Raw genomic sequence first — 25,628 nt, 5'->3', positions numbered from 1 at the left:
TACGCCATGGGACTCGAAGAAAAGCTGCCGAGCGGCTTCCTGCTGACCACCGTCGAGCAGGCCGCGGGCTGGGTGCGCAAGTCGTCCGTCTTCCCGGCCACGTTCGGACTCGCCTGCTGCGCCATCGAGATGATGACGACCGGCGCGGGCCGCTACGACCTGGCCCGCTTCGGCATGGAGGTCTTCCGCGGATCACCGCGCCAGGCCGACCTGATGATCGTCGCCGGACGGGTCAGCCAGAAGATGGCGCCGGTGCTGCGGCAGGTCTACGACCAGATGCCGAACCCGAAGTGGGTGATCTCCATGGGGGTCTGCGCCTCGTCGGGCGGCATGTTCAACAACTACGCCATCGTGCAGGGCGTCGACCACATCGTCCCGGTCGACATCTATCTGCCCGGCTGCCCGCCGCGGCCCGAGATGCTGATGGACGCGATTCTCAAGCTCCACCAGAAGATCCAGACCTCCAAGCTCGGCGTGAACGCCGAGGAGGCGGCCCGCGAGGCGGAGGAAGCGGCACTGAAGGCGCTTCCCACCATCGAGATGAAGGGCCTGCTGAGGTGAGTGACGCGAACGGCGCCGGCAACGGCGTGAACCCGGAGAAGGACCTCGGTGCGTCCAACCTGCCCGGCCAGCGCGGCGACCGGGGCGAGGAGATCCGCGTCCAGCGCGGCATGTTCGGCGCGAACAACGGCGGCGACACCTCCGGCTACGGCGGGCTGGTCCGCTCCATCCGGCTGCCCGGCCCGGCCACCCGCCCCTACGGCGGCTGGTTCGACGAGGTCGCCGACGAGCTGGAGGGCGCCCTGGAGGAACAGGGCCTCGTCCCCGAGAACGCGATCGGCAGGACGGTCGTCGACCGGGATGAGCTGACCTTCCACATCGAGCGCGAGCACCTGGTGACCGTCGCGCGGACCCTGCGTGACGACCCGGCCCTGCGCTTCGAGCTGTGCACCGGTGTCTCCGGCGTGCACTACCCCGAGGACAAGGGCCGCGAGCTGCACGCCGTCTACCACCTGCGCTCGATCACCCACAACCGGCTGATCCGCCTCGAAGTCAGCGCCCCGGACGCCGATCCGCACGTCCCCTCGCTGGTCTCCGTCTACCCGACGAACGACTGGCACGAGCGCGAGACGTACGACTTCTTCGGGCTGGTCTTCGACGGTCACCCGGCGCTGACGCGGATCATGATGCCGGACGACTGGCCGGGCTTCCCGCAGCGCAAGGACTATCCCCTCGGCGGCATCCCCGTCGAGTACAAGGGCGCCCAGATCCCGGCTCCGGACCAGCGGAGGTCGTACTCGTGAGCACGCAGACCCCTTCCGGGGCATCAGCCGCCTCCCCCCGCGAAACCACCGAGGGGACCGTCTACACGGTCACCGGCGGGGACTGGGACGAGATCGCCCGGGCCGCGGCCAAGTCCGACGACGAGCGCATCATCGTCAACATGGGGCCGCAGCACCCCTCCACGCACGGCGTGCTCCGGCTCATCCTGGAGATCGACGGCGAGACGGTCACCGAGGCCCGCTGCGGCATCGGCTACCTGCACACCGGCATCGAGAAGAACCTCGAGTACCGCACGTGGACGCAGGGCACCACGTTCGTGACGCGCATGGACTACCTGACGCCGTTCTTCAACGAGACGGCGTACTGCCTGGCGGTCGAGAAGCTCCTCGGCATCGAGGACCAGATCCCCGACCGCGCCTCGGTCATCCGGGTGCTCCTGATGGAGCTGAACCGGATCTCCTCCCACCTGGTGTGCATCGCCACCGGCGGCATGGAGCTGGGCGCGACCACGATCATGATCTACGGCTTCCGTGACCGCGAACTCATCCTCGACATCTACGAGCTGATCACCGGCCTGCGGATGAACCACGCGTACATCCGGCCCGGCGGACTCGCCCAGGACCTGCCGCCCGGCGCGGTGGACCAGATCCGCGAGTTCGTGAAGAAGATGCACAAGAACCTTCCCGAGTACGACAAGCTCGCCACCGGGAACCCCATCTTCAAGGCCCGTATGCAGGACGTCGGCTATCTCGACCTGGCCGGCTGCATGGCCCTCGGCGTCACCGGCCCGGTGCTGCGCTCGGCGGGCCTGCCGCACGACCAGCGCAAGGCCCAGCCGTACTGCGGCTACGAGACCTACGACTTCGAGGTCCCGACCGCCGACACCTGCGACTCCTACGGGCGGTTCCTGATCCGCCTCGAGGAGATGCGCCAGTCCCTGCGGATCGTCGAGCAGTGCCTGGACCGGCTCCAGCCCGGCCCGGTCATGGTCGCCGACAAGAAGATCGCCTGGCCCGCCCAGCTCGCGCTCGGCCCCGACGGTCTCGGCAACTCGCTCGACCACATCAAGAAGATCATGGGCTCCTCCATGGAGGCCCTCATCCACCACTTCAAGCTGGTGACCGAGGGCTTCCGCGTCCCGCCGGGACAGACGTACGCGGCCGTCGAGTCGCCCAGGGGCGAGCTGGGCGTGCACGCCGTGTCCGACGGAGGCACCCGCCCCTACCGGGTCCACTACCGCGACCCGTCCTTCACCAACCTCCAGGCCATGGCGGCGATGTGCGAGGGCGGCCAGGTCGCCGACGTCATCGTCGCCGTCGCGTCCATCGACCCCGTGATGGGAGGCGTCGACCGATGACCACCACTCCCGAGGGCGTCAGCCTGGGCATGCCGCAGCTGCCCGCCCCCGACTACCCGGACGACGTCCGGGCCCGGCTGGAGACCGACGCGCGCGAGATCATCGCCCGCTACCCGGACTCCCGGTCCGCGCTCCTGCCGCTGCTGCACCTCGTGCAGTCGGAGGAGGGGCACGTCACGCGCACCGGACAGCGGTTCTGCGCCGACGTGCTCGGCCTGACCACCGCCGAGGTCACCGCGGTCGCCACCTTCTACTCCATGTACCGCCGCAAGCCGAGCGGCGACTACCAGGTGGGCGTCTGCACCAACACCCTGTGCGCGGTGATGGGCGGCGACGCGATCTTCGAGGCCCTCCAGGACCACCTGGGCGTCGGCAACGGCGGGACCACCGACGACGGCAAGGTCACCCTGGAGCACATCGAGTGCAACGCGGCCTGCGACTTCGCCCCCGTCGTGATGGTCAACTGGGAGTTCTTCGACAACCAGACCGTCGCCTCCGCCAAGCGCCTCGTCGACGACCTGCGCACCGGAGCACAGGTCGAGCCCACCCGCGGCGCCCCCCTCTGCACGTTCAAGGACACCGCCCGGATCCTGGCGGGCTTCCCCGACGAGCGGGACGGCGCCGTGGAGGCCGGCGGCAGCGCGGGCCCCGCGTCACTGACCGGCCTGCGGCTGGCCAAGGGCGAGACCGGCGCCGCCCGCGTGGTGCACCCGCGCGGCTCCGGCGGCTCCGGCGGCTCCGGCGGACCCCAGGACGCAACCCCGCACGAGCCGTCGCCGACCGAACACCTCAGCTCGCACGACGCGCCGCAGGACACGTCGGCCTCCGACCCGGCCCACCCGGCGGGTCCTGTCGCCGAGGAGGGGGAGTGATGACCTTGTCCACTCAGTACGGAGGCACCTCCCAGCCCGAGGCGGGCGGCGGGAGCAGCCCCGAGAAGCTCCTCGCCCCCGTGCTGTCGGCCTTCTGGGACGAGGAGAAGTCCTGGACGCTGGACGTCTACCGCCGGCACGACGGGTACGAGGGGCTGCGCAAGGCGCTCGCCATGTCCCCGGACGACCTCATCGCGTACGTCAAGGACTCCGGTCTGCGCGGCCGCGGCGGCGCCGGATTCCCCACCGGGATGAAGTGGCAGTTCATCCCTCAGGGGGACGGCAAGCCGCACTACCTGGTCGTCAACGCCGACGAGTCGGAGCCGGGGACCTGCAAGGACATCCCGCTCCTGTACGCGAACCCGCACAGCCTCATCGAGGGCATCGTCATCGCCTGCTACGCGATCCGGTCCTCGCACGCCTTCATCTATCTGCGCGGCGAGGTCGTCCCCGTGCTGCGGCGGCTGCACGAGGCCGTCCGCGAGGCCTACGCCGCCGGGTACCTCGGCGAGAACATCCTGGGCAGCGGACTCGACCTCGAACTCACCGTCCACGCGGGCGCGGGCGCGTACATCTGCGGTGAGGAGACCGCGCTGCTCGACTCGCTCGAAGGCCGCCGCGGCCAGCCGCGACTGCGTCCCCCCTTCCCGGCCGTCGCGGGCCTCTACGCGTGCCCCACCGTCGTGAACAACGTCGAGTCGATCGCGTCGGTTCCCGCCATCCTGCACAAGGGCAAGGAATGGTTCCGGTCGATGGGCAGCGAGAAGTCCCCGGGCTTCACGCTGTACTCGCTCAGCGGCCACGTCGCGAGCCCCGGCCAGTACGAGGCACCGCTCGGCATCACCCTGCGCCAGCTCCTCGACATGAGCGGCGGGATGCGCCCCGGACACCGGCTGAAGTTCTGGACACCGGGCGGCTCCTCGACCCCGATGTTCACCGACGAGCACCTCGACGTCCCCCTGGACTACGAGGGCGTCGGCGCCGCGGGCTCCATGCTCGGCACCAAGGCGCTCCAGTGCTTCGACGAGACCACCTGCGTCGTCCGGGCCGTCACCCGCTGGACCGAGTTCTACGCCCACGAGTCCTGCGGCAAGTGCACCCCGTGCCGGGAGGGCACGTACTGGCTCGTGCAGCTGCTGCGCGACATCGAGGCCGGCAAGGGCGCCATGTCCGACCTCGACAAGCTGAACGACATCGCCGACAACATCAACGGCAAGTCCTTCTGCGCCCTCGGCGACGGCGCCGCCTCGCCGATCTTCTCCTCGCTCAAGTACTTCCGCGAGGAGTACGAGCAGCACATCACCGGCCGGGGCTGCCCCTTCGACCCGGCCAAGTCGACCGCCTGGGCGGACAAGCACACGGAGGTGAACGCATGACAGTGACCACCAGCGCTCCCTCCGGAGGCGGCGAGGCGGCGATCCCGCCGGAGGACCTGGTCTCCCTGACGATCGACGGCGTGGAGATCAGCGTGCCCAAGGGCACCCTGGTCATCCGGGCCGCCGAACAGCTCGGTATCGAGATCCCCCGGTTCTGCGACCACCCCCTCCTCGCCCCGGCCGGCGCCTGCCGCCAGTGCATCGTCGAGGTCGAGGGCCAGCGCAAGCCCATGGCGTCCTGCACGATCACCTGCACCGACGGGATGGTCGTCAAGACGCACCTCACCTCGCCCGTCGCCGAGAAGGCACAGCACGGGGTGATGGAGCTGCTGCTCATCAACCACCCGCTGGACTGCCCGGTCTGCGACAAGGGCGGCGAGTGCCCGCTCCAGAACCAGGCCATGTCCCACGGACAGGCCGAGTCCCGCTTCGAGGGCAGGAAGCGGACGTACGAGAAGCCGGTCCCGATCTCCACCCAGGTGCTGCTCGACCGCGAGCGGTGCGTGCTGTGCGCGCGCTGCACCCGCTTCTCCAACCAGATCGCGGGCGACCCGATGATCGAACTGATCGAGCGGGGCGCGCTCCAGCAGGTCGGCACCGGCGACGGCGACCCCTTCGAGTCGTACTTCTCCGGGAACACGATCCAGATCTGCCCGGTGGGCGCGCTGACGTCGGCCGCCTACCGCTTCCGCTCCCGCCCCTTCGACCTGATCTCCTCGCCGTCCGTGTGCGAGCACTGCTCCGGCGGCTGCGCGACGCGCACCGACCACCGGCGCGGCAAGGTCATGCGGCGCCTGGCCGCCGACGACCCCGAGGTCAACGAGGAGTGGATCTGCGACAAGGGCCGGTTCGGATTCCGGTACGCGCAGCGGCCCGACCGCATCACCACCCCCCTGGTGCGCGGCGCCTCCGGTGAGCTGGAGCCCGCGTCCTGGCCGGAGGCCCTGGAGGCGGCGGCGCGCGGACTGTCGGCGGCCCGGGGCCGGGCCGGCGTACTGACCGGCGGCCGGCTCACCGTCGAGGACGCCTACGCGTACAGCAAGTTCGCGCGCGTGGCCCTCGACACGAACGACATCGACTTCCGCGCGCGCGTGCACAGCGGCGAGGAAGCCGACTTCCTGGCGGCCCGCGTCGCCGGCCGCGGGCGGGACCTCGACGGCACGGGTGTCACGTACACCTCGCTGGAGAAGGCCCCCGCCGTCCTGCTCGCGGGCCTCGAGTCCGAGGAGGAGGCACCCGGCGTCTTCCTGCGGCTGCGCAAGGCCTGGCGGGGACACGGGCAGCGGACCTTCGCGCTCGCCACGCACGCCACCCGCGGACTGGAGAAGGCGGGCGGCACGCTGCTGCCCGCCGCCCCCGGGACCGAGACCGAGTGGCTCGACGCGCTCGCCGACGGCTCCGGCCTGGAGGGCGACGGCGCACTGGCCGCCGAGGCGCTGCGCACCGAGGGCGCGGTCATCGCGGTCGGCGAGCGGCTCGCCGCCGTCGCGGGCGGCCTCACCGCGGCCGTCCGGGCCGCGGCCGCGACCGGCGCCCGGCTGGTGTGGATCCCGCGCCGGGCCGGGGAGCGCGGCGCGATCGAGGCGGGCGCGCTGCCGTCGCTGCTGCCCGGTGGCCGGCCGGCCACCGACCCGCGCGCGCGGGACGAGGTCGCGGCCGCCTGGGGCGTCGCCGAACTCCCGCACCGCCACGGCCGCGACACCGGGCAGATCGTCGACGCCGCCGCGGGCGGTGAGCTGCAGGCCCTGCTGGTGGCCGGCGTCGAGGTCAACGACCTCCCGGACCCGGTACGCGCGCGTGCGGCACTCGCCGAGGTGCGCTTCCTGGTGTCGCTCGAACTGCGCCCGAGCGAGGTCACCGACCACGCGGACGTCGTCCTGCCGGTCGCGGCGGTCGCCGAGAAGGCGGGCACGTTCCTCAACTGGGAGGGCAGGGCCCGGCTCTTCGAGGCGGCGCTCAAGCCCGACCAGATGACCCGCCGGCTGGCACCCACCGACGCGCGCGTCCTGCAGATGCTGGCCGACGCCATGGACGTCCACCTCGGGCTGCCGGACCTGCGCACCGCGCGCGCCGAGCTGGACCGGCTCGGCGCCTGGGACGGGCCGCGGGCCGCCGACCCGCTGGAGACGGCGGCCCTGCTGCCGCGGCCCGCCGCCGGGGAGGCCGTGCTCGCGGGCCACCGGCTGCTGCTCGACCTGGGCCGCCTCCAGGAGGGCGACGAGGCGCTCGCCGGGACCCGGCACGCCGCACACGCGCGTGTGTCGGCCGCGACGGCCGCCGAGGCGGGCGTCGCGGAGGGCGGCCTCCTGGCCGTCACCGGCCCCTCCGGAGTCGTCGAACTCCCGCTGCGGATCACCGAGATGCCCGACCGGGTGGTCTGGCTCCCGCTGAACTCCACCGGCGGGGGCGTCGCCTCCGACACCGGGGCGCTGCCCGGCGCACTCGTCCACATCGGCCCGGCGACGCCCGCCGCCGAGGCCCCCAAGGAGGTGGAGGCATGACTCCGTACCTCGCCGCTGAAGACCTGGCGATGTTCGGCCGCGACCCCTGGTGGCTGGTCGTCGTCAAGGCGGTCTTCTGCTTCGCCTTCCTGATGATCACCGTGCTCTTCTCCATCGTGTGGGAGCGCAAGGTCGTCGCCTGGATGCAGCTGCGCATCGGCCCCAACCGGCACGGCCCCTGGGGCATGCTCCAGTCGCTCGCCGACGGCATCAAGCTGATGCTCAAGGAAGACCTCGTCGTCAAACGCGCGGACAAGGTGGTCTACGTCCTCGCACCGGTCGTCGCCGCCATCCCGGCGTTCATGGCGATCGCGGTGATCCCCTTCGGACCGGCCGGCAACGAGGTCTCGATCTTCGGCCACCGCACCACGATGCAGCTCACCGACCTGCCGATCGCGATGCTCTACATCCTCGCGGTCGCCTCGGTGGGCATCTACGGGATCGTGCTCGCGGGATGGTCCTCCGGATCGACGTATCCGCTGCTCGGCGGTCTGCGCTCGTGCGCCCAGATGATCTCGTACGAGATCGCCATGGGCGCCGCGTTCGCCTCGGTCTTCCTGTACTCCGGTTCGATGTCGACGTCGACGATCGTCGAGCAGCAGCACGACCGCTGGTTCATCGTGCTGCTGCCGGTCTCCTTCGTGATCTACGTCGTGACGATGATCGGTGAGACCAACCGGGCCCCGTTCGACATGCCGGAGTCCGAGGGCGACCTGGTCGGCGGCTTCAACACCGAGTACTCGTCGATCAAGTTCGCGATGTTCATGCTGGCCGAGTACGTGAACATGGTGACGGTCTCGGCCGTCACCGCGACGCTGTTCCTGGGCGGCTGGCGGGCTCCCTGGCCGGTCAGCACCTTCTGGGAGGGCGCCAACCACGGCTGGTGGCCGATGCTCTGGTTCACGGTGAAGGTGCAGCTGCTGCTGTTCTTCTTCATCTGGCTGCGCGGCACCCTCCCGCGGGTGCGCTACGACCAGCTGATGAAGCTCGGCTGGAAGGTCCTGATCCCGGTCTCCGTGGTCTGGCTGATGCTCGTCGCGACCGTACGGACCCTGCGCAACGAGAACTACGACTTCGCCGACATCGCCCTGTACGTGGGCGGCGGTGTCCTCGTCCTGCTGCTGCTCTCGTTCGTGGTGGACATCTTCCGCGACCGGGGCGCCAAGGAGCAGGAGGCGAAGGCCGAGCCCGTCGCCTTCGACCCGATGGCCGGCGGATTCCCCGTGCCGCCGCTGCCCGGCCAGGAACTGCCGCCGGTTCCGCGGCGCCGCCCGCGCCAGCGGGAGTTGATTGTCAGTGGTGGGTCCGATACTGCGAGTGACGGATCACTTGGCGGGACTCGTGACGGAAAGGAGGGGTCCGATGGCTGAGGAGCCGAAGGAGACCGGGCAGACGAAGCCCGGTTTCCAGAACCCCGTCGCCGGCTTCGGCGTGACGTTCAAGGCCATGTTCAAGAAGCGGCTGACCGAGCAGTACCCGGAGCAGCCGAAGACCACCGCTCCGCGGTTCCACGGCCGGCACCAGCTCAACCGCCATCCGGACGGCCTGGAGAAGTGCGTCGGCTGCGAGCTGTGCGCCTGGGCCTGCCCCGCCGACGCCATCTACGTGGAGGGCGCGGACAACACCGACGAGGAGCGCTACTCGCCGGGCGAGCGGTACGGCCGCGTCTACCAGATCAACTACGCCCGCTGCATCCTGTGCGGCCTGTGCATCGAGGCGTGCCCCACGCGCGCGCTGACGATGACGAACGAGTTCGAGCTGGCCGACAGCAGCCGCGCCAACCTCATCTACACCAAGGAGCAGCTGCTCGCCGGACTCGAGGAGGGCATGGTCGAAAGCCCGCACTCGATCTTCCCCGGCACAAACGAGCAGGACTACTACCGGGGACTGGTCACCGAGGCCGCGCCCGGTACGGAGCGCCAGGTGGCCGTCTCCCGCGGCGAGGTGCCGCAGGAGGCCGCCTCCACCTTCGGAGCGGACGAGCCGGCGTCGGAGAAGGTGATCCGCCCGTGATGCCTCTCGCCGCCTACTCCACCTCCACCGGAGAGGCCTTCCAGTTCTGGGTGCTCGGCACCGTCGCCGTGCTCGGCGCCCTGTGCACCGTCTTCATGAAGAAGGCCGTGCACAGCGCGCTCTGCCTCGCCGGGACCATGATCATCCTGGCGGTGTTCTACCTCGCCAACGGGGCGTACTTCCTGGGCGTCGTGCAGATCGTCGTCTACACCGGCGCGATCATGATGCTGTTCCTCTTCGTGGTCATGCTCGTCGGTGTCACCGCGGCCGACTCCGTGAAGGAGACCATCAAGGGCCAGCGCTGGCTGGCCCTGACGTGCGGCCTCGGCTTCGGCATCCTGCTCTTCGCCGGCATCGGGAACGCCTCCGTCAAGGACTTCAACGGCCTCGCCGAGGCCAACGCGAACGGCAACGTGGAGGGCCTCGCCTCCCTCATCTTCACGAAGTACGTGTTCGCCTTCGAGATCACCGGCGCGCTGCTCATCACGGCCACCATCGGGGCCATGGTGCTCACGCACCGCGAGCGCACCGAGCGGGCCAGGACCCAGCGCGAGATGTCCGAGGATCGCGTCCGCGCGGGCAAGCACCTGCCGCCGCTGCCGGCGCCCGGTGTCTACGCCCGGCACAACGCGGTGGACATCGCGGGCCTGCTGCCCGACGGCACCCCGTCCGAGCTGACGGTCAACAAGACGCTGCGGGACCGCGGCCAGATCCGGGACGTGTCGACCGACGCGCTGAACGACCTGAAGGCCCTGGAGCAGCGTGCCGAAGAGCGCCTGGAGCGCACGAACACAGGGGAGGGGCCCAAGTGAACCCGGTCAACTACCTGTATCTCGCCGCCCTGCTGTTCACGATCGGCGCCACCGGCGTGCTCATCAGGCGCAACGCGATCGTGGTGTTCATGTGCGTCGAGCTGATGCTCAACGCCTGCAACCTCGCGTTCGTCGCCTTCTCCCGGCTGCACGGCAATCTCGACGGCCAGATCATCGCCTTCTTCACGATGGTCGTCGCCGCCGCGGAGGTCGTGGTCGGTCTCGCGATCATCGTGTCGCTGTTCCGTTCCCGCCACTCGGCCTCGGTCGACGACGCCAGCCTGATGAAGCTGTAAGGGGTCGCTGAACCGTGTCTAACGCTGAGAATCTGATTGCGCTGCTGGTAGCGGCGCCGCTGCTCGGAGCGGCCGTCCTGCTGTGCGGCGGCCGGCGGCTGGACGCCGTCGGGCACTGGATCGGCACGGCCCTGGCCGCTGCCTCCTTCGTGATCGGCGCGGTCCTCTTCGCCGACATGCTGGGGCAGGACGAGGAGCACCGGGCCATGGCCCAGCACCTGTTCAGCTGGGTGCCCGTCGAGGGCTTCCAGGCGGACGTCGCCTTCCAGCTCGACCAGCTGTCGATGACGTTCGTGCTGCTGATCACCGGCGTCGGCTCGCTGATCCACCTGTACTCGATCGGGTACATGGAGCACGACGAGCGCCGCCGCCGCTTCTTCGGCTATCTGAACCTGTTCCTCGCGGCGATGCTGCTGCTCGTCCTCGCCGACAACTACCTTTTGCTGTACGTCGGCTGGGAGGGCGTCGGCCTCGCCTCGTACCTGCTGATCGGCTTCTGGCAGCACAAGCCCAGCGCCGCCACCGCCGCGAAGAAGGCCTTCCTGGTCAACCGCGTCGGCGACGTGGGCCTGTCGATCGCCATCATGCTGATGTTCACGACCTTCGGGACCTTCGCCTTCGGGCCGGTGCTCAACAGCGTGGACGACTCCGGTGAGGGCACACTGACGGCCATCGGCCTGATGCTGCTGCTCGCCGCCTGCGGCAAGTCCGCCCAGGTGCCGCTCCAGTCCTGGCTCGGCGACGCGATGGAGGGCCCGACCCCGGTCTCCGCCCTCATCCACGCCGCGACCATGGTGACCGCGGGCGTCTACCTGATCGTCCGCTCCGGCGAGATCTTCAACGCCGCGCCGGACGCGCAGCTGGTCGTCACCGTCGTCGGTGCCGTCACGCTCCTGTTCGGTGCGATCGTCGGTTGCGCGAAGGACGACATCAAGAAGGCGCTGGCCGGCTCGACCATGTCGCAGATCGGCTACATGGTGCTGGCCGCGGGCCTCGGCCCCATCGGCTACGTCTGGGCGATCATGCACCTGGTGACGCACGGCTTCTTCAAGGCCGGCCTCTTCCTCGGTGCCGGTTCGGTCATGCACGGCATGAACGACGAGGTCGACATGCGCAGGTACGGCGGCCTCCGCAAGTACATGCCGGTCACCTTCATGACGTTCGGCCTTGGTTACCTCGCCATCATCGGCTTCCCCGGCCTGTCCGGTTTCTTCTCCAAGGACAAGATCATCGAAGCGGCGTTCGCCAAGGGCGGCACCGAGGGCTGGATCCTCGGCGGCGCGGCGCTGCTGGGCGCGGCCATCACCGCGTACTACATGACGCGCGTGATGCTGATGACGTTCTTCGGTGAGGAGCGCTGGCGCGACGCGCCGACGCCGTCCCCGGCCGAGCCGAGCGTGGAGCCCGCGGCGGAGCACCGCGGCGAGGCCGCTTCCGGTCATGCCGCTGCCGCGACGGGGGAACCCCACCCGCACGAGTCGCCGAAGTCCATGACGATCCCCATGATCGTGCTGGCCTTCGGATCGGTCTTCGCGGGCGGCTTCTTCAGCATCGGCGACCGCTTCCTGCACTGGCTGGAGCCGGTCACCGGGCACGACCACGGCGACTCCCCGGTCAGCGCCCTGACGGTCACCCTCGCCACGATGGCCGTGCTCGTCGTCGGCGTCGCCGTCGCGTACGCGCAGTACGGGCGGCGGCCCGTCCCGGCGGTCGCCCCGCGCGGGTCCCTGCTCACCCGGGCGGCCCGGCGCGACCTGCTCCAGGACGACTTCAACCACGTCGTGCTGGTGCGCGGCGGGGAGCACCTCACCCGCTCCCTGGTGTACGTCGACCACACCCTGGTCGACGGCGTCGTCAACGGCACGGCGGCTTCGGTCGGCGGCCTGTCCGGACGGCTGCGCAAGCTGCAGAACGGCTACGCGCGCTCGTACGCGGTCTCGATGTTCGGCGGTGCGGCGGTCCTCATCGCCGCGACCCTGCTGATGAGGGCGGTCTGATACCGAATGTCTGGATCCAACACAGCTTTTCCCCTGCTGACGGCGACAGCGGCGCTCCCGGCTCTCGGGGCGATCGCCACGGCCGCGGTGCCGGCCGCGCGTCGCGTCGCGGCCAAGTGGCTGGCGCTGCTCGTCTCGCTCGCCACGCTCGTCCTGGCCGCGATCGTCCTGGTCCGTTTCGAACCCGGCGGCGACCGGTACCAGCTCACCGAGTCCCACTCCTGGATCGCCGACTTCGGGGTCAGGTACGAGCTGGGTGTGGACGGCATCGGGGTGGCGCTCGTCGCGCTGACCGCCCTGCTGATCCCCTTCGTGATCCTGGCCGGCTGGCACGACGCCGACCCGCAGGAGACCGGAAGCAGCCGCTGGCGGCCGACCCAGGGCTTCTTCGCCCTGATCCTGGCCGTCGAGGCGATGGTGATCCTCTCCTTCGAGGCCACCGACGTCTTCCTCTTCTACATCTTCTTCGAAGCCATGCTGATCCCGATGTACTTCCTCATCGGCGGCTTCGGGGACCGGGCCCACGAGCACGGCGACGCGGCGGCGGCCACGCAGCGCTCGTACGCCGCCGTGAAGTTCCTCCTCTACAACCTGGTCGGCGGCCTGATCATGCTGGCCGCCGTCATCGGTCTGTACGTGGTCGCCGGGAACTTCTCGCTCGAGGCAATCGCCGAGGCCCGGGCCGCCGGCACGCTGGACATGGCGACGAGCACCGAGCGGTGGCTGTTCCTCGGCTTCTTCTTCGCCTTCGCGGTGAAGGCGCCGCTGTGGCCGCTGCACACCTGGCTGCCGAACGCCATGGGCGAGGCGACGGCCCCGGTCGCCGTGCTGATCACCGCGGTGGTCGACAAGGTCGGCACGTTCGCGATGCTGCGCTTCTGCCTCCAGCTGTTCCCCGAGGCCTCGAAGTGGGCGACGCCCGTCATCCTCGTCCTGGCATTGATAAGCATCATCTACGGGGCGCTGCTCGCGGTCGGCCAGCGTGACATCAAGCGGCTGGTGGCGTACGCGTCGATCTCGCACTTCGGCTTCATCATCCTCGGCATCTTCGCGATGACCAGCCAGGGCCAGTCCGGTGCGACGCTCTACATGGTCAACCACGGCATCTCGACCGCCGCCCTGATGCTGGTGGCCGGATTCCTGATCTCGCGGCGCGGTTCGCGCCTGATCGCCGACTACGGGGGAGTGCAGAAGGTCGCCCCGGTGCTCGCGGGCACGTTCCTCATCGGCGGCCTGGCGACTCTCTCGCTGCCCGGACTCGCGCCCTTCGTGAGCGAGTTCCTGGTCCTGGTCGGCACGTTCTCGCGCTACCCGGTCATCGGCATCATCGCCACCTTCGGCATCGTCCTCGCCGCGCTCTACACGCTCGTCCTCTACCAGCGGACGATGACGGGCCCGGTGAGGGCGGAGGTCGCCGAGATGCCCGACCTCAGGGTGCGTGAGCTCCTGGTCGTCGCCCCGCTGATCGCGCTGCTGATCTTCCTGGGCGTCTACCCGAAGCCGCTCACCGACATCGTGAACCCGGCGGTGCAGCAGACCATGTCAGATGTACACAAGAAGGACCCCAAGCCCGAGGTGGAGGCGGCCAAGTGAGCGCAGTAGCCGTCCACAGCCTGTGGACAACCGCGGCCGACCCGATCTCGAAGATCGACGCGCCGAAGATCGAATACGGGCAGCTGTCCCCCACCCTGATCGTCATCGGGGCGGCTGTCGCCGGGGTCCTGATCGAGGCGTTCGTGCCTCGCAAGTCCCGTTACTACGCGCAGGTGTTCCTGTCCGTCGTCGCGCTCGCCGCCGCCTTCGCCGCGGTCGTGGCGCTCGCGGCCGGCGGGTACGGCACGACGAAGGCGCACATCGCCGCCATGGGCGCCATCGCCGTCGACGGCCCCGCCCTGTTCCTTCAGGGCACGATCCTGCTGGCCGGACTGCTCGGCGTCTTCACCTTCGCCGAGCGGCGGCTCGACCCGGAGGCGCACGGCAACCGCGTCGACTCCTTCGCCGCGCAGGCCGCGTCCGTGCCCGGCAGCGACAGCGAGAAGGCCGCCGTGAAGGCCGGGTTCACCACCACCGAGGTGTTCCCGCTCCTGCTCTTCGCGATCGGGGGCATGCTGGTCTTCCCGGCGGCGAACGACCTGCTGACGCTGTTCGTCGCCCTGGAGGTCTTCTCGCTCCCGCTGTACCTGCTGTGCGCCCTGGCGCGCCGCAAGCGGCTCCTGTCGCAGGAGGCCGCGGTCAAGTACTTCCTGCTCGGCGCCTTCGCCTCCGCGTTCACCCTGTTCGGCATCGCCCTGCTGTACGGCTACGCGGGCTCGGTGTCGTACGCGACCGTCGCGCAGGTCGTCGACGGCACCGTGCGGAACGTCGATCCCGCGCTCGCCGGCACCATGGGCAACGACGCGCTGCTGCTCATCGGCGTCGCCATGGTCGTCATGGGACTGCTGTTCAAGGTCGGCGCGGTGCCGTTCCACATGTGGACCCCGGACGTCTACCAGGGCGCGCCCACCCCGGTCACCGGCTTCATGGCGGCGGCGACCAAGGTGGCCGCGTTCGGCGCCCTGCTCCGCCTCCTGTACGTGGTCCTGCCGGGGCTGCGCTGGGACTGGCGGCCGGTCATGTGGGGCGTCGCGGTCGTCACCATGCTGGGCGGCGCGATCGTCGCGATCACCCAGACCGACATCAAGCGGCTCCTCGCGTACTCGTCCATCGCGCACGCGGGCTTCATCCTCGCGGGTGTCATCGCGACGACGCCCGACGGCGTCTCGTCCGTGCTCTTCTACCTGGGCGCGTACTCGTTCGTGACGATCGGTGCCTTCGCGGTCGTCACCCTGGTCAGGGACGCGGGCGGCGAGGCCACGCACCTGTCCAAGTGGGCGGGCCTCGGACGCAGGTCCCCGCTGGTGGCGGCCGTGTTCGCGGTCTTCCTGCTGGCCTTCGCCGGTATCCCGCTGACCTCCGGGTTCGCCGGGAAGTTCGCCGTGTTCAAGGCGGCGGCGGAAGGCGGCGCGGGCGCGCTCGTCGTGGTCGGTGTGATCTCGTCGGCGATCGCGGCCTTCTTCTACATCCGGGTGATCGTGCTCATGTTCTTCAGCGAGCCGCGCCCGGAGGGCCCGACGGTCGCCGTGCCGTCGCCGCTGACCACGACGGCGATCGCGGTCGGCGTGGCGGTCACGCTGGTGCTGGGTGTGGCGCCCCAGTACTTCCTGGACCTGGCGGGCCAGGCGGGAGTCTTCGTCCGCTAGAGCGACCGCGTTGCGTGCCGGGGCCCGGCCTCCCCTCGGAGGACCGGGGCCCGCGCGCGTACGGGGCCCCGGACCGCGCGCGTACGGCGGCACGGAGGACCGGAGCCGCCCGTGCGCGCGCCGCCCCGCGGTGTTGGTGGAACACCTGTGCGTGGCGCAACGGAACGGAACGGTCGCAGCCTGTGGACAACTGCCGGGGCTGTCGGTGCGTAGCCCTATGGTGGCTGTCGTGGGCGAAGCACGACATACGGGGGACGACGGGCGATGAGCGGGATGGGCGGGACAGCTGTGGTGACCGGAGCGGACGTGACGGCGGGACCGGCGGGACCGGCGGGACCGGCGGTGAGCGAGGCACTGGCCACGCTGCACCGGGTCTTCGGGTACGAGGCCTTCCGCGGCGAGCAGGGAGCCGTCATCGACCACGTGGTCGCCGGCGGTGATGCCGTCGTCCTGATGCCGACCGGCGGCGGCAAGTCCCTGTGCTACCAGATCCCGGCCCTCGTCAGACCGGGCACCGGGGTCGTCGTCTCCCCCCTCATCGCGCTGATGCAGGACCAGGTGGACGCGCTGCGGGCACTCGGTGTGCGCGCCGGGTTCATGAACTCCACGCAGGACTTCGACGAGCGGCGCGTGGTGGAGGCGGAGTTCCTGGCCGGAGAGCTGGACCTGCTCTATCTGGCTCCGGAGCGGCTGCGCCTTCAGGGCACGCTGGATCTGCTGTCGCGTGCGAAGATCTCGGTCTTCGCGATCGACGAGGCGCACTGCGTGGCCCAGTGGGGTCACGACTTCCGCCCCGACTACCTGGCCCTTTCCCTGCTGGGCGAGCGCTGGCCCGACGTCCCCCGCATCGCGCTGACCGCGACGGCCACCCACGCGACGCACCGGGAGATCACCCAGCGTCTGGGCATGCCGGACGCCCGTCACTTCGTGGCGAGCTTCGACCGGCCCAACATCCAGTACCGCATCGTCCCCAAGGCCGACCCCAAGAAGCAGCTGCTGTCCTTCCTGCGCGAGGAGCACGCGGGCGACGCGGGCATCGTCTACTGCCTCTCGCGCAACTCGGTCGACAAGACGGCCGAGTTCCTCTCGCGCAACGGGATCGAGGCGGTGCCCTATCACGCGGGGCTCGACGCGGGCACCCGCGCGGCGCACCAGTCGCGTTTCCTCCGGGAGGAGGGGCTCGTCGTCGTCGCGACCATCGCCTTCGGCATGGGCATCGACAAGCCGGACGTGCGGTTCGTCGCCCACCTCGACCTCCCCAAGTCCGTCGAGGGGTACTACCAGGAGACGGGCCGCGCGGGCCGCGACGGACTGCCGTCCACGGCCTGGATGGCGTACGGGCTGCAGGACGTGGTGCAGCAGCGCAAGCTCATCCAGGGCAGCGAGGGCGACGAGGCGTTCCGCCGCCGGGCGGCCGCCCACCTGGACTCGATGCTGGCGCTGTGCGAGACCGTCCAGTGCCGGCGCTCCCAGCTCCTCGCCTACTTCGGCCAGGACCCCCAGGCGGACCGCTGCGGCAACTGCGACACCTGCCTGGCCCCGCCGGAGACCTGGGACGGCACGGTCGCCGCGCAGAAGCTGCTCTCGACGATCGTCCGGTTGCAGCGGGAGCGGGGGCAGAAGTTCGGGGCGGTCCAGATCGTCGACATCCTGCTGGGCCGGCGGACGGCCAAGGTGATCCAGTTCGACCACGACCAGCTGTCCGTGTTCGGCATCGGCGAGGAGCTCTCGGAGGCCGAATGGCGCGGTGTCGTCCGTCAGCTGCTGGCCCAGGGCCTGCTCGCGGTCGAGGGGGACTACGGCACGCTGGTGCTGACCGAGGCCAGCGGGACGGTGCTGCGGCGCGAGCGCCAGGTGCCGTTGCGCAAGGAGGCGCCGAAGCCGGTCACGTCCCGGTCCGGTTCCGGCCGGGGGGAGAGGAAGTCCAGGGCCGCGGTGGCCGAGCTGCCCGCCGAGCTGGTCCCCGTCTTCGAGGCGCTGCGCTCCTGGCGCGCGGCCCAGGCGAAGGAGCAGGGCGTCCCGGCGTACGTCATCTTCCACGACGCCACCCTCCGGGAGATCGCCACCGCGGCCCCGGCCTCGGTCGCGGAGCTGGGCGGGATCAGCGGCGTCGGCGAGAAGAAGCTGGCGACGTACGGGGAGGGAGTCCTCGCGGCGCTCGCGTCCGTGGACGCTCCGGCCGCCGAACCCGGCCCTGGTGCGACGGCCGCCGCTGCCACTCCCGGCCCGGACTCCGGTTCGGAACCCGGCCGGAGCACCGGTTCCGCACCGAGCCTGGACTCCGGCCGGCGCTCCGGTTCCGTCGGCGCCCCCGACCCGGACTGGCCCGAGATGGACGAGGAGCCGGAGCCGGAGCCGGAGCCGGAGGACTGGATGTGACGGCGGCGGGCGGGGCAGGACACGCCCCGCCGACCGGCCGAGGTCAGTTCTTCGGTACGACCCTGCCGGTCACCTCGCCGAGGCCCACCCGGGTCCCGCCCGGCCCCGGCGCCCAGGCCGTGAGGGTCACCTCGTCGCCGTCCTCCAGGAACGTCCGGGTGCCGTCGGGGAGTTCGAGGGCGTCGCGGCCGTTCCAGGTCAGCTCCAGCAGGGAACCGCGCTCGCGTTCCGTGGGACCGCTCACCGTCCCGGAGCCGTACAGGTCGCCGGTCCGCAGGGACGCCCCGTTGACCGTCATGTGCGTCAGTTGCTGCGCCGCCGTCCAGTACATGCTGGAGAACGGCGGCTCGGAGACCGGATGGCCGTTGATCGCGACGGAGATCCGCAGGTCGTAGCCGCCGGGGTCCTCCGAGGCGTCGTCCAGGTAGGGCAGCAGCGGGTGCGTGCGCTCCGGCGGCGCCACCCGCGCCTCCTCCAGCGCGTCGAGCGGAGTGATCCACGCCGACACCGAGGTGGCGAACGACTTGCCGAGGAAGGGGCCGAGCGGGACGTACTCCCAGGCCTGGATGTCGCGCGCCGACCAGTCGTTGAGGAGGCAGAGGCCGAAGACGTGGTCGCGGAACGCCGACAGGGGGACGGAGGCGCCCGGGGCGGAGGGCGCGCCGACGACGAAGCCGACCTCCGCCTCGATGTCCAGGCGGACGGACGGGCCGAAGACCGGCGCGGCGTCCGCGGGTGCCTTGCGCTGGCCCGACGGACGGATCACGTCGGTCCCCGACACGACGACCGTGCCTGACCGCCCGTGATAACCGATCGGGAGGTGCTTCCAGTTGGGGGTGAGGGAGTCCTCCGCGTCCGGGCGGAAGATCTGTCCGACGTTGCGGGCGTGGTTCTCGGAGGCGTAGAAGTCGACGTAGTCCGCCACCTCGAAGGGCAGGTGCAGGGTCACCTCGGACAGCGGGTACAGCAGCGGCTCGATCGTCTCCCGGTGCGCCGGGACCGTCACCCACGCGGTGAGCGCGCGCCGCACGTCCGACCAGGCGGTGCGGCCCGCGGCGAGCAGGGGGTTGAGGGTCGGCCGCGCGAGCAGGGTCTCGTAGGGGGAGCCGAGCGCCCGTGCCGCGGCGCCCGCGTCGAGCACGCGGTCGCCGAGCCGGACGCCCACCCGTCGCGCGCCGGAGGACGGAGCACGGCTAGAGCCCTCCGCGGAGCCGCCGGAACCCGCTGGGGAGAACACGCCGTACGGAAGATTGTGCGGACCGAAGGGGTCGCCCTCGGGGACGTCGAAGGGGGGCATCGGGTGCTGCCTCGCTTTCGTGCTCGCCGGTGATCCATGTGTGTCACGCGTCGATCCAGGTGTTCTACGCGTTCCAGGTGGTCGCGGCACACGTTACGTGGCAGAGGCGAGCGGAGGCAGGTCCCGTGACGGACCGCGCACCGCGTCCGAAGAGTTCACAATGTCGGGTCGGGCCGTGCCGGGCAGGGGCGGCTGCCCCCTGCGCCGAAGGCACCCGCAGCGGCCGCTTCGTACGGACCCGGTGATGCGCGGCGTGTGATCCCGTGCGGGGACCGGCGTTGCTGCCGGGATACCGGACGTCGTCCGGTTCCCGCCGGGCCGTTGGGGCGCGGGATCCGTATTCTTCGGATCATGGCCGCTCCGACTGCATATTCACTCATCGCCACTGACCTGGACGGAACGCTGCTCCGCGGCGACGACACGCTCTCCGACCGGTCGCGTGCCGCGTTGGCCAGGGTGGCCGAGGCGGGCGGCCGGCATCTCGTGGTGACCGGACGCCCGGCGCCGAGGGTGCGCCCGCTGCTCGACGAACTCGGCGGCACAGGGCTCGCGGTGTGCGGCCAGGGCGCGCAGCTCTACGACGCCGGGTCCGGCCGTCTGCTGTGGTCGGTGACCCTCGACCGGGAGCTGGCCGAGACCGCGCTCGGCAAGATCGAGGCCGAGGTCGGGCAGGTCTTCGCCGCCGTGGACCAGGACGGGGTGGACGGGCTCACGCTCATCGAACCGGGCTACCTCATGCCGCACCCGACGCTGCCCGCGGTACGGGTGCTGCGGCGCGACGACCTCTGGGCGGAACCGATCAGCAAGGTACTGCTCCGTCATCCCTTCCTGTCCGACGACGAGTTGGCGTCGGCGGCCAGGGCGACGGTCGGTTCCCTGGCGACCGTCACCATGTCGGGACCCGGCACCGTCGAACTCCAGCCATGCGGCGTGACCAAGGCGACGGGCCTCGCGCTCGCCGCCGGGCACCTCGGTCTGCCGGCGTCGGCCACGATCGCCTTCGGCGACATGCCGAACGACATACCCATGTTCGACTGGGCCGCCCACGGCGTCGCCATGGCCAACGCCCATCCCGAACTCAGGGCGGTGGCCGACGAGATCACCCTCTCGAACGAGGAGGACGGCATCGCGGTCGTCCTGGAACGGCTGTTCCCCGGCCCTGGGGACCGGGGAAGGGCGGACGCCGTCGGGCGGGGAGCGCCCGGCGCGGTCCTGCGCGGGGCCCGGTAGGCGGGGGCCCCGCGCGGTAATCAGTACGCAGGGGCCCCGTACGAGGACTCAGTGCGCGGGGCCCCGAGCGGTGATCAGTACGCGCCGAAGACGTTGTCGATCGAACCGTACTTGTCGGCCGCGTAGTTGCAGGCCGCCGTGATGTTCGCGACGGGGTCGTACGGGTCCATCGAGGTGCCGTCCACGTGGTACGCGGCGAAGGTCGGGTCGATGACCTGGAGGAGACCCTTGGACGGGGTGCCGGCCACCGCGTTGGAGTCCCAGTTGTTGATGGCCTGCGGGTTGCCCGACGACTCGCGCATGATGTTGCGGTAGATGCCGTCGTAGCTGCCCGGGATGCCCTTCTGGGACATGATGTCCAGGGCTTCCTTGATCCAGCCGTCCAGGTTGTTGGCGTACGTCTTCGCGGACGCGGGGGTGACGGCGGACTTGGCGGCCGTGGTGGTGCCGGTCGTGGCGCCCTTGACGGTCTTCGTGCCGACCGTCAGCTTCAGGCCCGGGCGGATCAGCGACGGGTCGCTGCCGATGACCGCGCGGTTGGCCTCGTACAGCTTCTTCCAGTCGCTGTTCTCGGTGTGCTCACGCGCGATCTTGGCCAGGGTGTCGCCCAGGGCCACCTTGTAGGTGACGAGCTGGACCTGCGGGACCGCGGCCGGTACGGACCGGACGGCCTGCGTCGGCTGCGCCGCCTGCGCGACGGTGGCGCCGACGAGGGGGAGCGCGAGTGCGGCTCCGCCCGTTCCGGCGGCGATGAGCCCGCGGGTGAGTGCGTTGTTTCCGGGACGACGGTGCTTGCCTCGAACGGCCATGGCGAAACTCTTCCTCTCCGATGCCTGCGAGGTGAGCTGTCGGGTTCGGGCTGGGAGGTGCCCGGCCGCACGGTGACATGCGACTTAACCCCGAGCCGTTCCGGTGATCCGGACCGGCGGCTTACCTGGGTCCCCCGCTCCTGCCGTGCGTGGGTGGGTGGGGTCACCGAGCGGCGGCAGGATTAGGCGGGTCCGCTCGGATCGACGTGAACGTATGCGAGAGCACATGTCCGAAACAAGGCCCGATTTCCCCTGACACGGCATTTGATCTACCTCTGACCAGGGGGGAAATGGTCCGATTAGACCGGAACGTGAAACTCAACTTGCCTTTAGCAAAGGGAGACTTGTCCGGCAGGGCCGGCCAAAAGATCGATTTGAGCGTGACCCATTTCACGCCAACAAGCGCCATGAAAGGGGATTTAAAGCAGGCAACTCGGGCATTACTGGCGGCCAGGTGGCGCGGTGACCGGGCGGGCCGCCGGGAGCGGGCGGCCCGCCGGGCGGCCCGCTCCGGGCCGGGCCGACTCCCGCCGGGAGGCTCGGACAGGCCTCAGCCCGCCGTGCGCGGGATGCGCCTCTCCCACGTCCGGTGGAAGACGACCTCGTCCCCGTCCCGGCAGATCACCTCGTCCGAGGTGAAGAACTCACCCGCCTCACAGGTGATTTGGGAGTGGGTCTCCACGCGTGCGTCCCAGGAGGTGTCCGGCCGGTGGAAGCGGATCGACCAGTCCGAGCGGGTGCGGGCGGACAGGGGATCCCGCTGGCCGGTCGTGTACGTCTCCAGGGCGTCCTCCGTGACCTCGAGGCCGTCGGGGTACACACGGGTGCCGCCGAGGCCGGGGTCCACCTCCAGTCGCCAGGTGCCCGCGGCGACATCGCGCACGACCAGCCGTTGCGGGCGGGGTTCGTCCAGAGTCGCCGGTACGACGGCGCCCAGCGGCTCCGACTCCTCCGGCTCCTCGAAAGTGATCGAGGGGTCCGACTCCCGGGCGCGTACGGGCAGTTCGAGCGAACTGCCGTCCGGGTGCAGCGTGAAGCCGGCGTCCGAGCCCGGCTGCGGCCAGACCCAGGGCCAGTACGCCGAGGAGACCGCGAGCCGGATGCGGTGCCCCGGCGGGAAGGCGTGACCGATGGCGCTCAGCTCGAACGTCACGTCCCGGGTCGCGCCGGGCGGCCACTCCACCGCCCGGTCCGTGCCCTCGCGGGCGGAGAGGTTCAGCACGCCGCGCGTGACGAGCGTCGACGCCCCGTCCGGGAACACGTCGCAGAGCCGCGCGATCACCTGCCCGCGCGGCACCGGCGAGGTCAGCCGCAGACGGACCCCCGGCCGCCCCAGCACCCAGGTCTCCTCCCGCACCTCGAACTCGAAGCACGCCGACTTCGCGTCCTCGTCCCGCTGGTCCGGCGGCAGGTCGGCGTCGTTGCCGAGGGGCAGGAAGCGGCCGGCGTCCAGCCCGGTGTGCAGCGGAGAGCGCACCGGCACGGGCACGCCCCGCAGCGCGTACGACACCGGTGTCACCGACGGCGAGGGCCAGGCGTCCTCCCCGACCCAACGGCCGGGCAGGGCCGGATACACCGTGGCCGGGACGTGCGAGTCGCTGATGTACGCGCGCAGGAGCGGTTCGGACAGGACACCGGTGCCGCCACCGGCCGGGGTGGCACCCCCGTCGGGGCGGGGTTTCAGCCAGTGGTCCCACCAGCGCAGCGTCTCCTGGAGGAAGCCGATCGCCGGGCCGGGCGGCAGCCCCCGGTCGGGGTACTGGTGCGACCAGGGGCCGATCAGCCCGCGCACGCGGTTCGCCGGAAGGTGTTCGACCAGGCGCAGGACGGTGTCCCGGTACGGGTCGTGCCAGCCGCCGACCGCGAGCACCGCGGCCCTGACCGACCCGTAGTCCTCGCGCACGCTGCCGCGCCGCCAGTAGGCGTCCCGCGTCTGGTGCTCCAGCCAGGTGTGGACGGAGGGGCTCACGGCCTCCAGCCGTCTCACCCACATGTCGCGCCACATCACCTGACCGACGTAGCGCGGGTCCGGCGGCCGGGAGGCGAAGGCGAGCATGGCCGCAGCCCGGCCGTGCAGGTCGCAGGCCAGGACGGAACCACCCAGGTAGTGCCGGTCGTTGTCGTAGCCGTCGTCCGTCGAGCAGACCGCGACCACGGCCCTGAGCGGCTCGGGCGCGAGGGCCGCGACCTGGAGGGAGCCGAAGCCGCCCCGGGAGAGGCCGAACATGCCGACCCGCCCGCTGCACCACGGCTGGGCCGCGAGCCAGTGGACGACCTCGGCCCCGTCGGCCGCCTCCACCTGCGTTTGCTCGTCCGCCGGCAGGCCCTCCGAGTTGCCGTGCCCGCGGACGTCCACCCGCACCGAGGCGTAGCCGTGCCCCGCGTACCAGGGGTGGCGCTGCCAGTCGCGGGGCGCGGTCCAGTCCGTCAGGCGGTACGGGAGGTATTCGAGGAGCGCCGGGACCGGCTCGTCGGTGACCGGACGCCACACGCGCGCGTACAGGCGTGTCCCGTCCGGCAGCGGGATCAGGACGTCCTCGTGCGCCGTCTCGTAGGGGAACGACGTACGGATGTGCGTGCTCATCGCGGTGACCTCGGGGAGTGGAGGGCCTCGGGCCGCGTGGCGTGCCGGGTGGCGGCGGCGCGTCGCGGCACGAGAGCCTTCCGGTGGGTTCGGTACAGGTCAGGACGTATCGGGTGATCAAGAACATACCGTCCGTGATGCCGTATCGCCCGGGCATGACTGCGCCCGCTGGGGGAGGGAAGTCGTGGACGGGGGCGGTGGGCGCTCGTGGTGATCGAAACGTGACCGGATACGCTGACTTGAGTGATGGCAGCGACACATCGACAAACCGTGTCATCGACCGAATGATCGACCGAGTTCGCCATGTGATCGTCAGCAGACAGGAGAACCTCTCGTGACCGTCGTCGGGCCTTTCGGGCTGAGCGTGCGGGACCAGGCTCTCGAAGCCGATGTCCAGGCCGGACTGACGGCTGTCGAAGAGGGCTTGCTCGAAGCCACCAAGAGCGAGGTCCCCTTCATCACGGAGGCCGCCCAGCACCTCGTGCGGGCCGGCGGAAAGCGGTTCAGGCCGCTGCTCGTGATGCTCGCCGCCCAGTTCGGGGACCCCTACGCGCCGGGCATCGTGCCCTCGGCCGTGGTCGTCGAGCTCACCCACCTCGCGACGCTCTACCACGACGACGTGATGGACGAGGCGGAGGTGCGCCGCGGGGTGCCCAGCGCCAACACCCGCTGGGGCAACTCGATCGCCGTCCTCACCGGCGACTTCCTCTTCGCCCGCGCCTCCCACATCCTGGCCGACCTCGGCCCGGAGGCCGTCCGGGTCCAGGCCGGGGCGTTCGAACGCCTGGTCACCGGCCAGATCCTGGAGACCGCCGGCCCCCGTGACGAGCGCGACCCGATCGACCACTACCTCGACGTGCTCAGCGGCAAGACCGGCTCGCTGGTCGCCGTGGCCTGCCGTTTCGGCGCGATGATGTCGGGCGCCGACGACACGGTCGTGGACGTGCTCACGCAGTACGGCGAGCGGCTCGGCGTCGCCTTCCAGCTCGCCGACGACGTCCTGGACATCGCGTCCGACTCGCACGAGTCGGGCAAGACGCCCGGGACCGACCTCCGCGAGGGCATCCCCACGCTGCCGGTGCTGCGGCTGCGCGAGCGGGTGGAGCGCCTCGGGCTCGCCGAGGACATCGCCCTGTGCGAGCTGCTCGACTCCGACCTCACGGACGACGCCCGGCACGCCGAGGCGCTGACCCGCCTGCGGGCGCATCCCGCGCTGGAGCAGGCCCGCCGGGACACCGTGCGGTACGCCGAGGACGCGCGGGCCGCGCTGGCGCCGCTGGTGGAGTGCGATGCCAAGGCGGCGCTCCTGGAGCTGTGCGACGCGGTGGTGCACCGGGCGGGCTGACCGGCCCGCCCGCCCGCGGACCGGTGAGGGCCCCGCCTCCGCCTCCGCCCTGCGCCTCGGGCTGCGCCCTCGCGTCACCCGCGCGCTCGTCCCTGCGCCGGACGCACCCGAGCGCGCGCCGGACGTATCCGAGCCCCTGCGTGCCGGACGACGTATCCGAGTCCCTGCGCGCCGGACGCACCCGAGCGCCCGTGACGCGGGTGCTCTGATCACCTTGAGTGCGGAATCCGGTCCCCT

19 protein-coding genes and 1 riboswitch are annotated in these 25,628 nt (G+C 70.9%); of the genes, 16 read left to right on the top strand and 3 right to left on the bottom strand.

Annotation, left to right across the window (positions count from 1 at the left end; genetic code table 11):
* Positions 1 to 6 precede the first annotated feature (6 nt).
* The 14 genes from ACFYP4_RS24665 (at position 7) to recQ (ending at position 18,126) form a co-directional block, all read left to right on the top strand.
* Entirely contained in the window at positions 7 to 561 is a 555-nt protein-coding gene (locus tag ACFYP4_RS24665; RefSeq protein ID WP_010041554.1) for an NADH-quinone oxidoreductase subunit B family protein, read from the top strand.
* Complete coding sequence (locus ACFYP4_RS24660; protein WP_388788053.1) at positions 558 to 1,304, top strand: NADH-quinone oxidoreductase subunit C; 747 nt, start codon at positions 558 to 560, stop codon at positions 1,302 to 1,304. Before ACFYP4_RS24665 ends, ACFYP4_RS24660 begins: the two co-directional genes overlap by 4 nt.
* Positions 1,301 to 2,641, top strand: coding sequence for an NADH-quinone oxidoreductase subunit D (locus ACFYP4_RS24655; protein WP_388788050.1), 1,341 nt, complete (start codon positions 1,301 to 1,303; stop codon positions 2,639 to 2,641). Before ACFYP4_RS24660 ends, ACFYP4_RS24655 begins: the two co-directional genes overlap by 4 nt.
* Positions 2,638 to 3,513: an NADH-quinone oxidoreductase subunit NuoE gene (nuoE, locus tag ACFYP4_RS24650; protein WP_358850964.1), complete on the top strand. Its 876-nt coding sequence runs from the start codon at positions 2,638 to 2,640 to the stop codon at positions 3,511 to 3,513. Before ACFYP4_RS24655 ends, nuoE begins: the two co-directional genes overlap by 4 nt.
* On the top strand, positions 3,513 to 4,889 hold the full coding sequence (gene nuoF / locus ACFYP4_RS24645) for an NADH-quinone oxidoreductase subunit NuoF (RefSeq protein WP_358850963.1): 1,377 nt from the start codon (positions 3,513 to 3,515) through the stop codon (positions 4,887 to 4,889). Before nuoE ends, nuoF begins: the two co-directional genes overlap by 1 nt.
* Positions 4,886 to 7,390, top strand: a complete 2,505-nt coding sequence (locus ACFYP4_RS24640) for an NADH-quinone oxidoreductase subunit G (protein WP_358850962.1) — start codon at positions 4,886 to 4,888, stop codon at positions 7,388 to 7,390. The genes nuoF and ACFYP4_RS24640 overlap by 4 nt, the downstream gene beginning before the upstream one ends.
* Complete coding sequence (nuoH, locus tag ACFYP4_RS24635) at positions 7,387 to 8,760, top strand: NADH-quinone oxidoreductase subunit NuoH (protein ID WP_388788046.1); 1,374 nt, start codon at positions 7,387 to 7,389, stop codon at positions 8,758 to 8,760. Before ACFYP4_RS24640 ends, nuoH begins: the two co-directional genes overlap by 4 nt.
* Positions 8,753 to 9,403, top strand: a complete 651-nt coding sequence (nuoI, locus tag ACFYP4_RS24630) for an NADH-quinone oxidoreductase subunit NuoI (RefSeq protein WP_388788043.1) — start codon at positions 8,753 to 8,755, stop codon at positions 9,401 to 9,403. Before nuoH ends, nuoI begins: the two co-directional genes overlap by 8 nt.
* Complete coding sequence (locus ACFYP4_RS24625; RefSeq protein WP_358851028.1) at positions 9,403 to 10,215, top strand: NADH-quinone oxidoreductase subunit J; 813 nt, start codon at positions 9,403 to 9,405, stop codon at positions 10,213 to 10,215. Before nuoI ends, ACFYP4_RS24625 begins: the two co-directional genes overlap by 1 nt.
* Positions 10,212 to 10,511: an NADH-quinone oxidoreductase subunit NuoK gene (gene nuoK, locus ACFYP4_RS24620; RefSeq protein WP_006133113.1), complete on the top strand. Its 300-nt coding sequence runs from the start codon at positions 10,212 to 10,214 to the stop codon at positions 10,509 to 10,511. The genes ACFYP4_RS24625 and nuoK overlap by 4 nt, the downstream gene beginning before the upstream one ends.
* 14 nt (positions 10,512 to 10,525) lie before the next feature.
* Positions 10,526 to 12,508, top strand: a complete 1,983-nt coding sequence (nuoL, locus tag ACFYP4_RS24615) for an NADH-quinone oxidoreductase subunit L (RefSeq protein WP_358850959.1) — start codon at positions 10,526 to 10,528, stop codon at positions 12,506 to 12,508.
* Positions 12,509 to 12,514: 6 nt separating this feature from the next.
* The gene (locus ACFYP4_RS24610; RefSeq protein WP_388788039.1) at positions 12,515 to 14,101 is read left to right on the top strand and encodes an NADH-quinone oxidoreductase subunit M; all 1,587 of its coding nucleotides are present in this window, start codon (positions 12,515 to 12,517) and stop codon (positions 14,099 to 14,101) included.
* Positions 14,098 to 15,747 (top strand): NADH-quinone oxidoreductase subunit NuoN, encoded by a 1,650-nt coding sequence (gene nuoN / locus ACFYP4_RS24605; protein ID WP_358850957.1) that lies wholly within the window; start codon positions 14,098 to 14,100, stop codon positions 15,745 to 15,747. Before ACFYP4_RS24610 ends, nuoN begins: the two co-directional genes overlap by 4 nt.
* 273 nt (positions 15,748 to 16,020) lie before the next feature.
* Positions 16,021 to 18,126 (top strand): DNA helicase RecQ, encoded by a 2,106-nt coding sequence (gene recQ, locus ACFYP4_RS24600; RefSeq protein WP_388788036.1) that lies wholly within the window; start codon positions 16,021 to 16,023, stop codon positions 18,124 to 18,126.
* Positions 18,127 to 18,169: 43 nt separating this feature from the next.
* Here the strand turns inward: recQ and fahA are convergent, their stop codons facing one another.
* A complete protein-coding gene (fahA, locus tag ACFYP4_RS24595) occupies positions 18,170 to 19,423 on the bottom strand; it encodes a fumarylacetoacetase (protein ID WP_358850955.1) in 1,254 nt (417 codons plus the stop codon).
* 351 nt (positions 19,424 to 19,774) lie between these two features.
* Between fahA and ACFYP4_RS24590 the strand changes: the two genes are divergently transcribed.
* Positions 19,775 to 20,653 carry a Cof-type HAD-IIB family hydrolase gene (locus ACFYP4_RS24590; protein ID WP_358850954.1) on the top strand — a complete coding sequence of 293 codons (879 nt, stop codon included), beginning with the start codon at positions 19,775 to 19,777 and terminating at the stop codon, positions 20,651 to 20,653.
* Between the two features lie 74 nt (positions 20,654 to 20,727).
* Here the strand turns inward: ACFYP4_RS24590 and ACFYP4_RS24585 are convergent, their stop codons facing one another.
* Both ACFYP4_RS24585 and ACFYP4_RS24580 read right to left on the bottom strand, forming a co-directional pair.
* Positions 20,728 to 21,462, bottom strand: a complete 735-nt coding sequence (locus ACFYP4_RS24585) for a LysM peptidoglycan-binding domain-containing protein (protein WP_358850953.1) — start codon at positions 21,460 to 21,462, stop codon at positions 20,728 to 20,730.
* A 6-nt stretch (positions 21,463 to 21,468) separates the two neighbouring features.
* A riboswitch (cyclic di-AMP (ydaO/yuaA leader) is annotated at positions 21,469 to 21,628 on the bottom strand.
* Positions 21,629 to 22,012: 384 nt separating this feature from the next.
* Positions 22,013 to 24,046, bottom strand: coding sequence for a CocE/NonD family hydrolase (locus tag ACFYP4_RS24580; RefSeq protein WP_388788032.1), 2,034 nt, complete (start codon positions 24,044 to 24,046; stop codon positions 22,013 to 22,015).
* Positions 24,047 to 24,380: 334 nt separating this feature from the next.
* Between ACFYP4_RS24580 and ACFYP4_RS24575 the strand changes: the two genes are divergently transcribed.
* Entirely contained in the window at positions 24,381 to 25,391 is a 1,011-nt protein-coding gene (locus tag ACFYP4_RS24575) for a polyprenyl synthetase family protein (RefSeq protein ID WP_358850951.1), read from the top strand.
* Positions 25,392 to 25,628: the final 237 nt, after the last annotated feature.

Origin of the sequence: Streptomyces sp. NPDC005551 (genome assembly GCF_042871785.1) — a bacterium.
GTDB lineage: Bacteria > Actinomycetota > Actinomycetes > Streptomycetales > Streptomycetaceae > Streptomyces.
The sequence above is the reverse complement of the archived record's forward strand: the minus strand, read 5'-3'. Positions and strand labels throughout refer to the sequence as shown.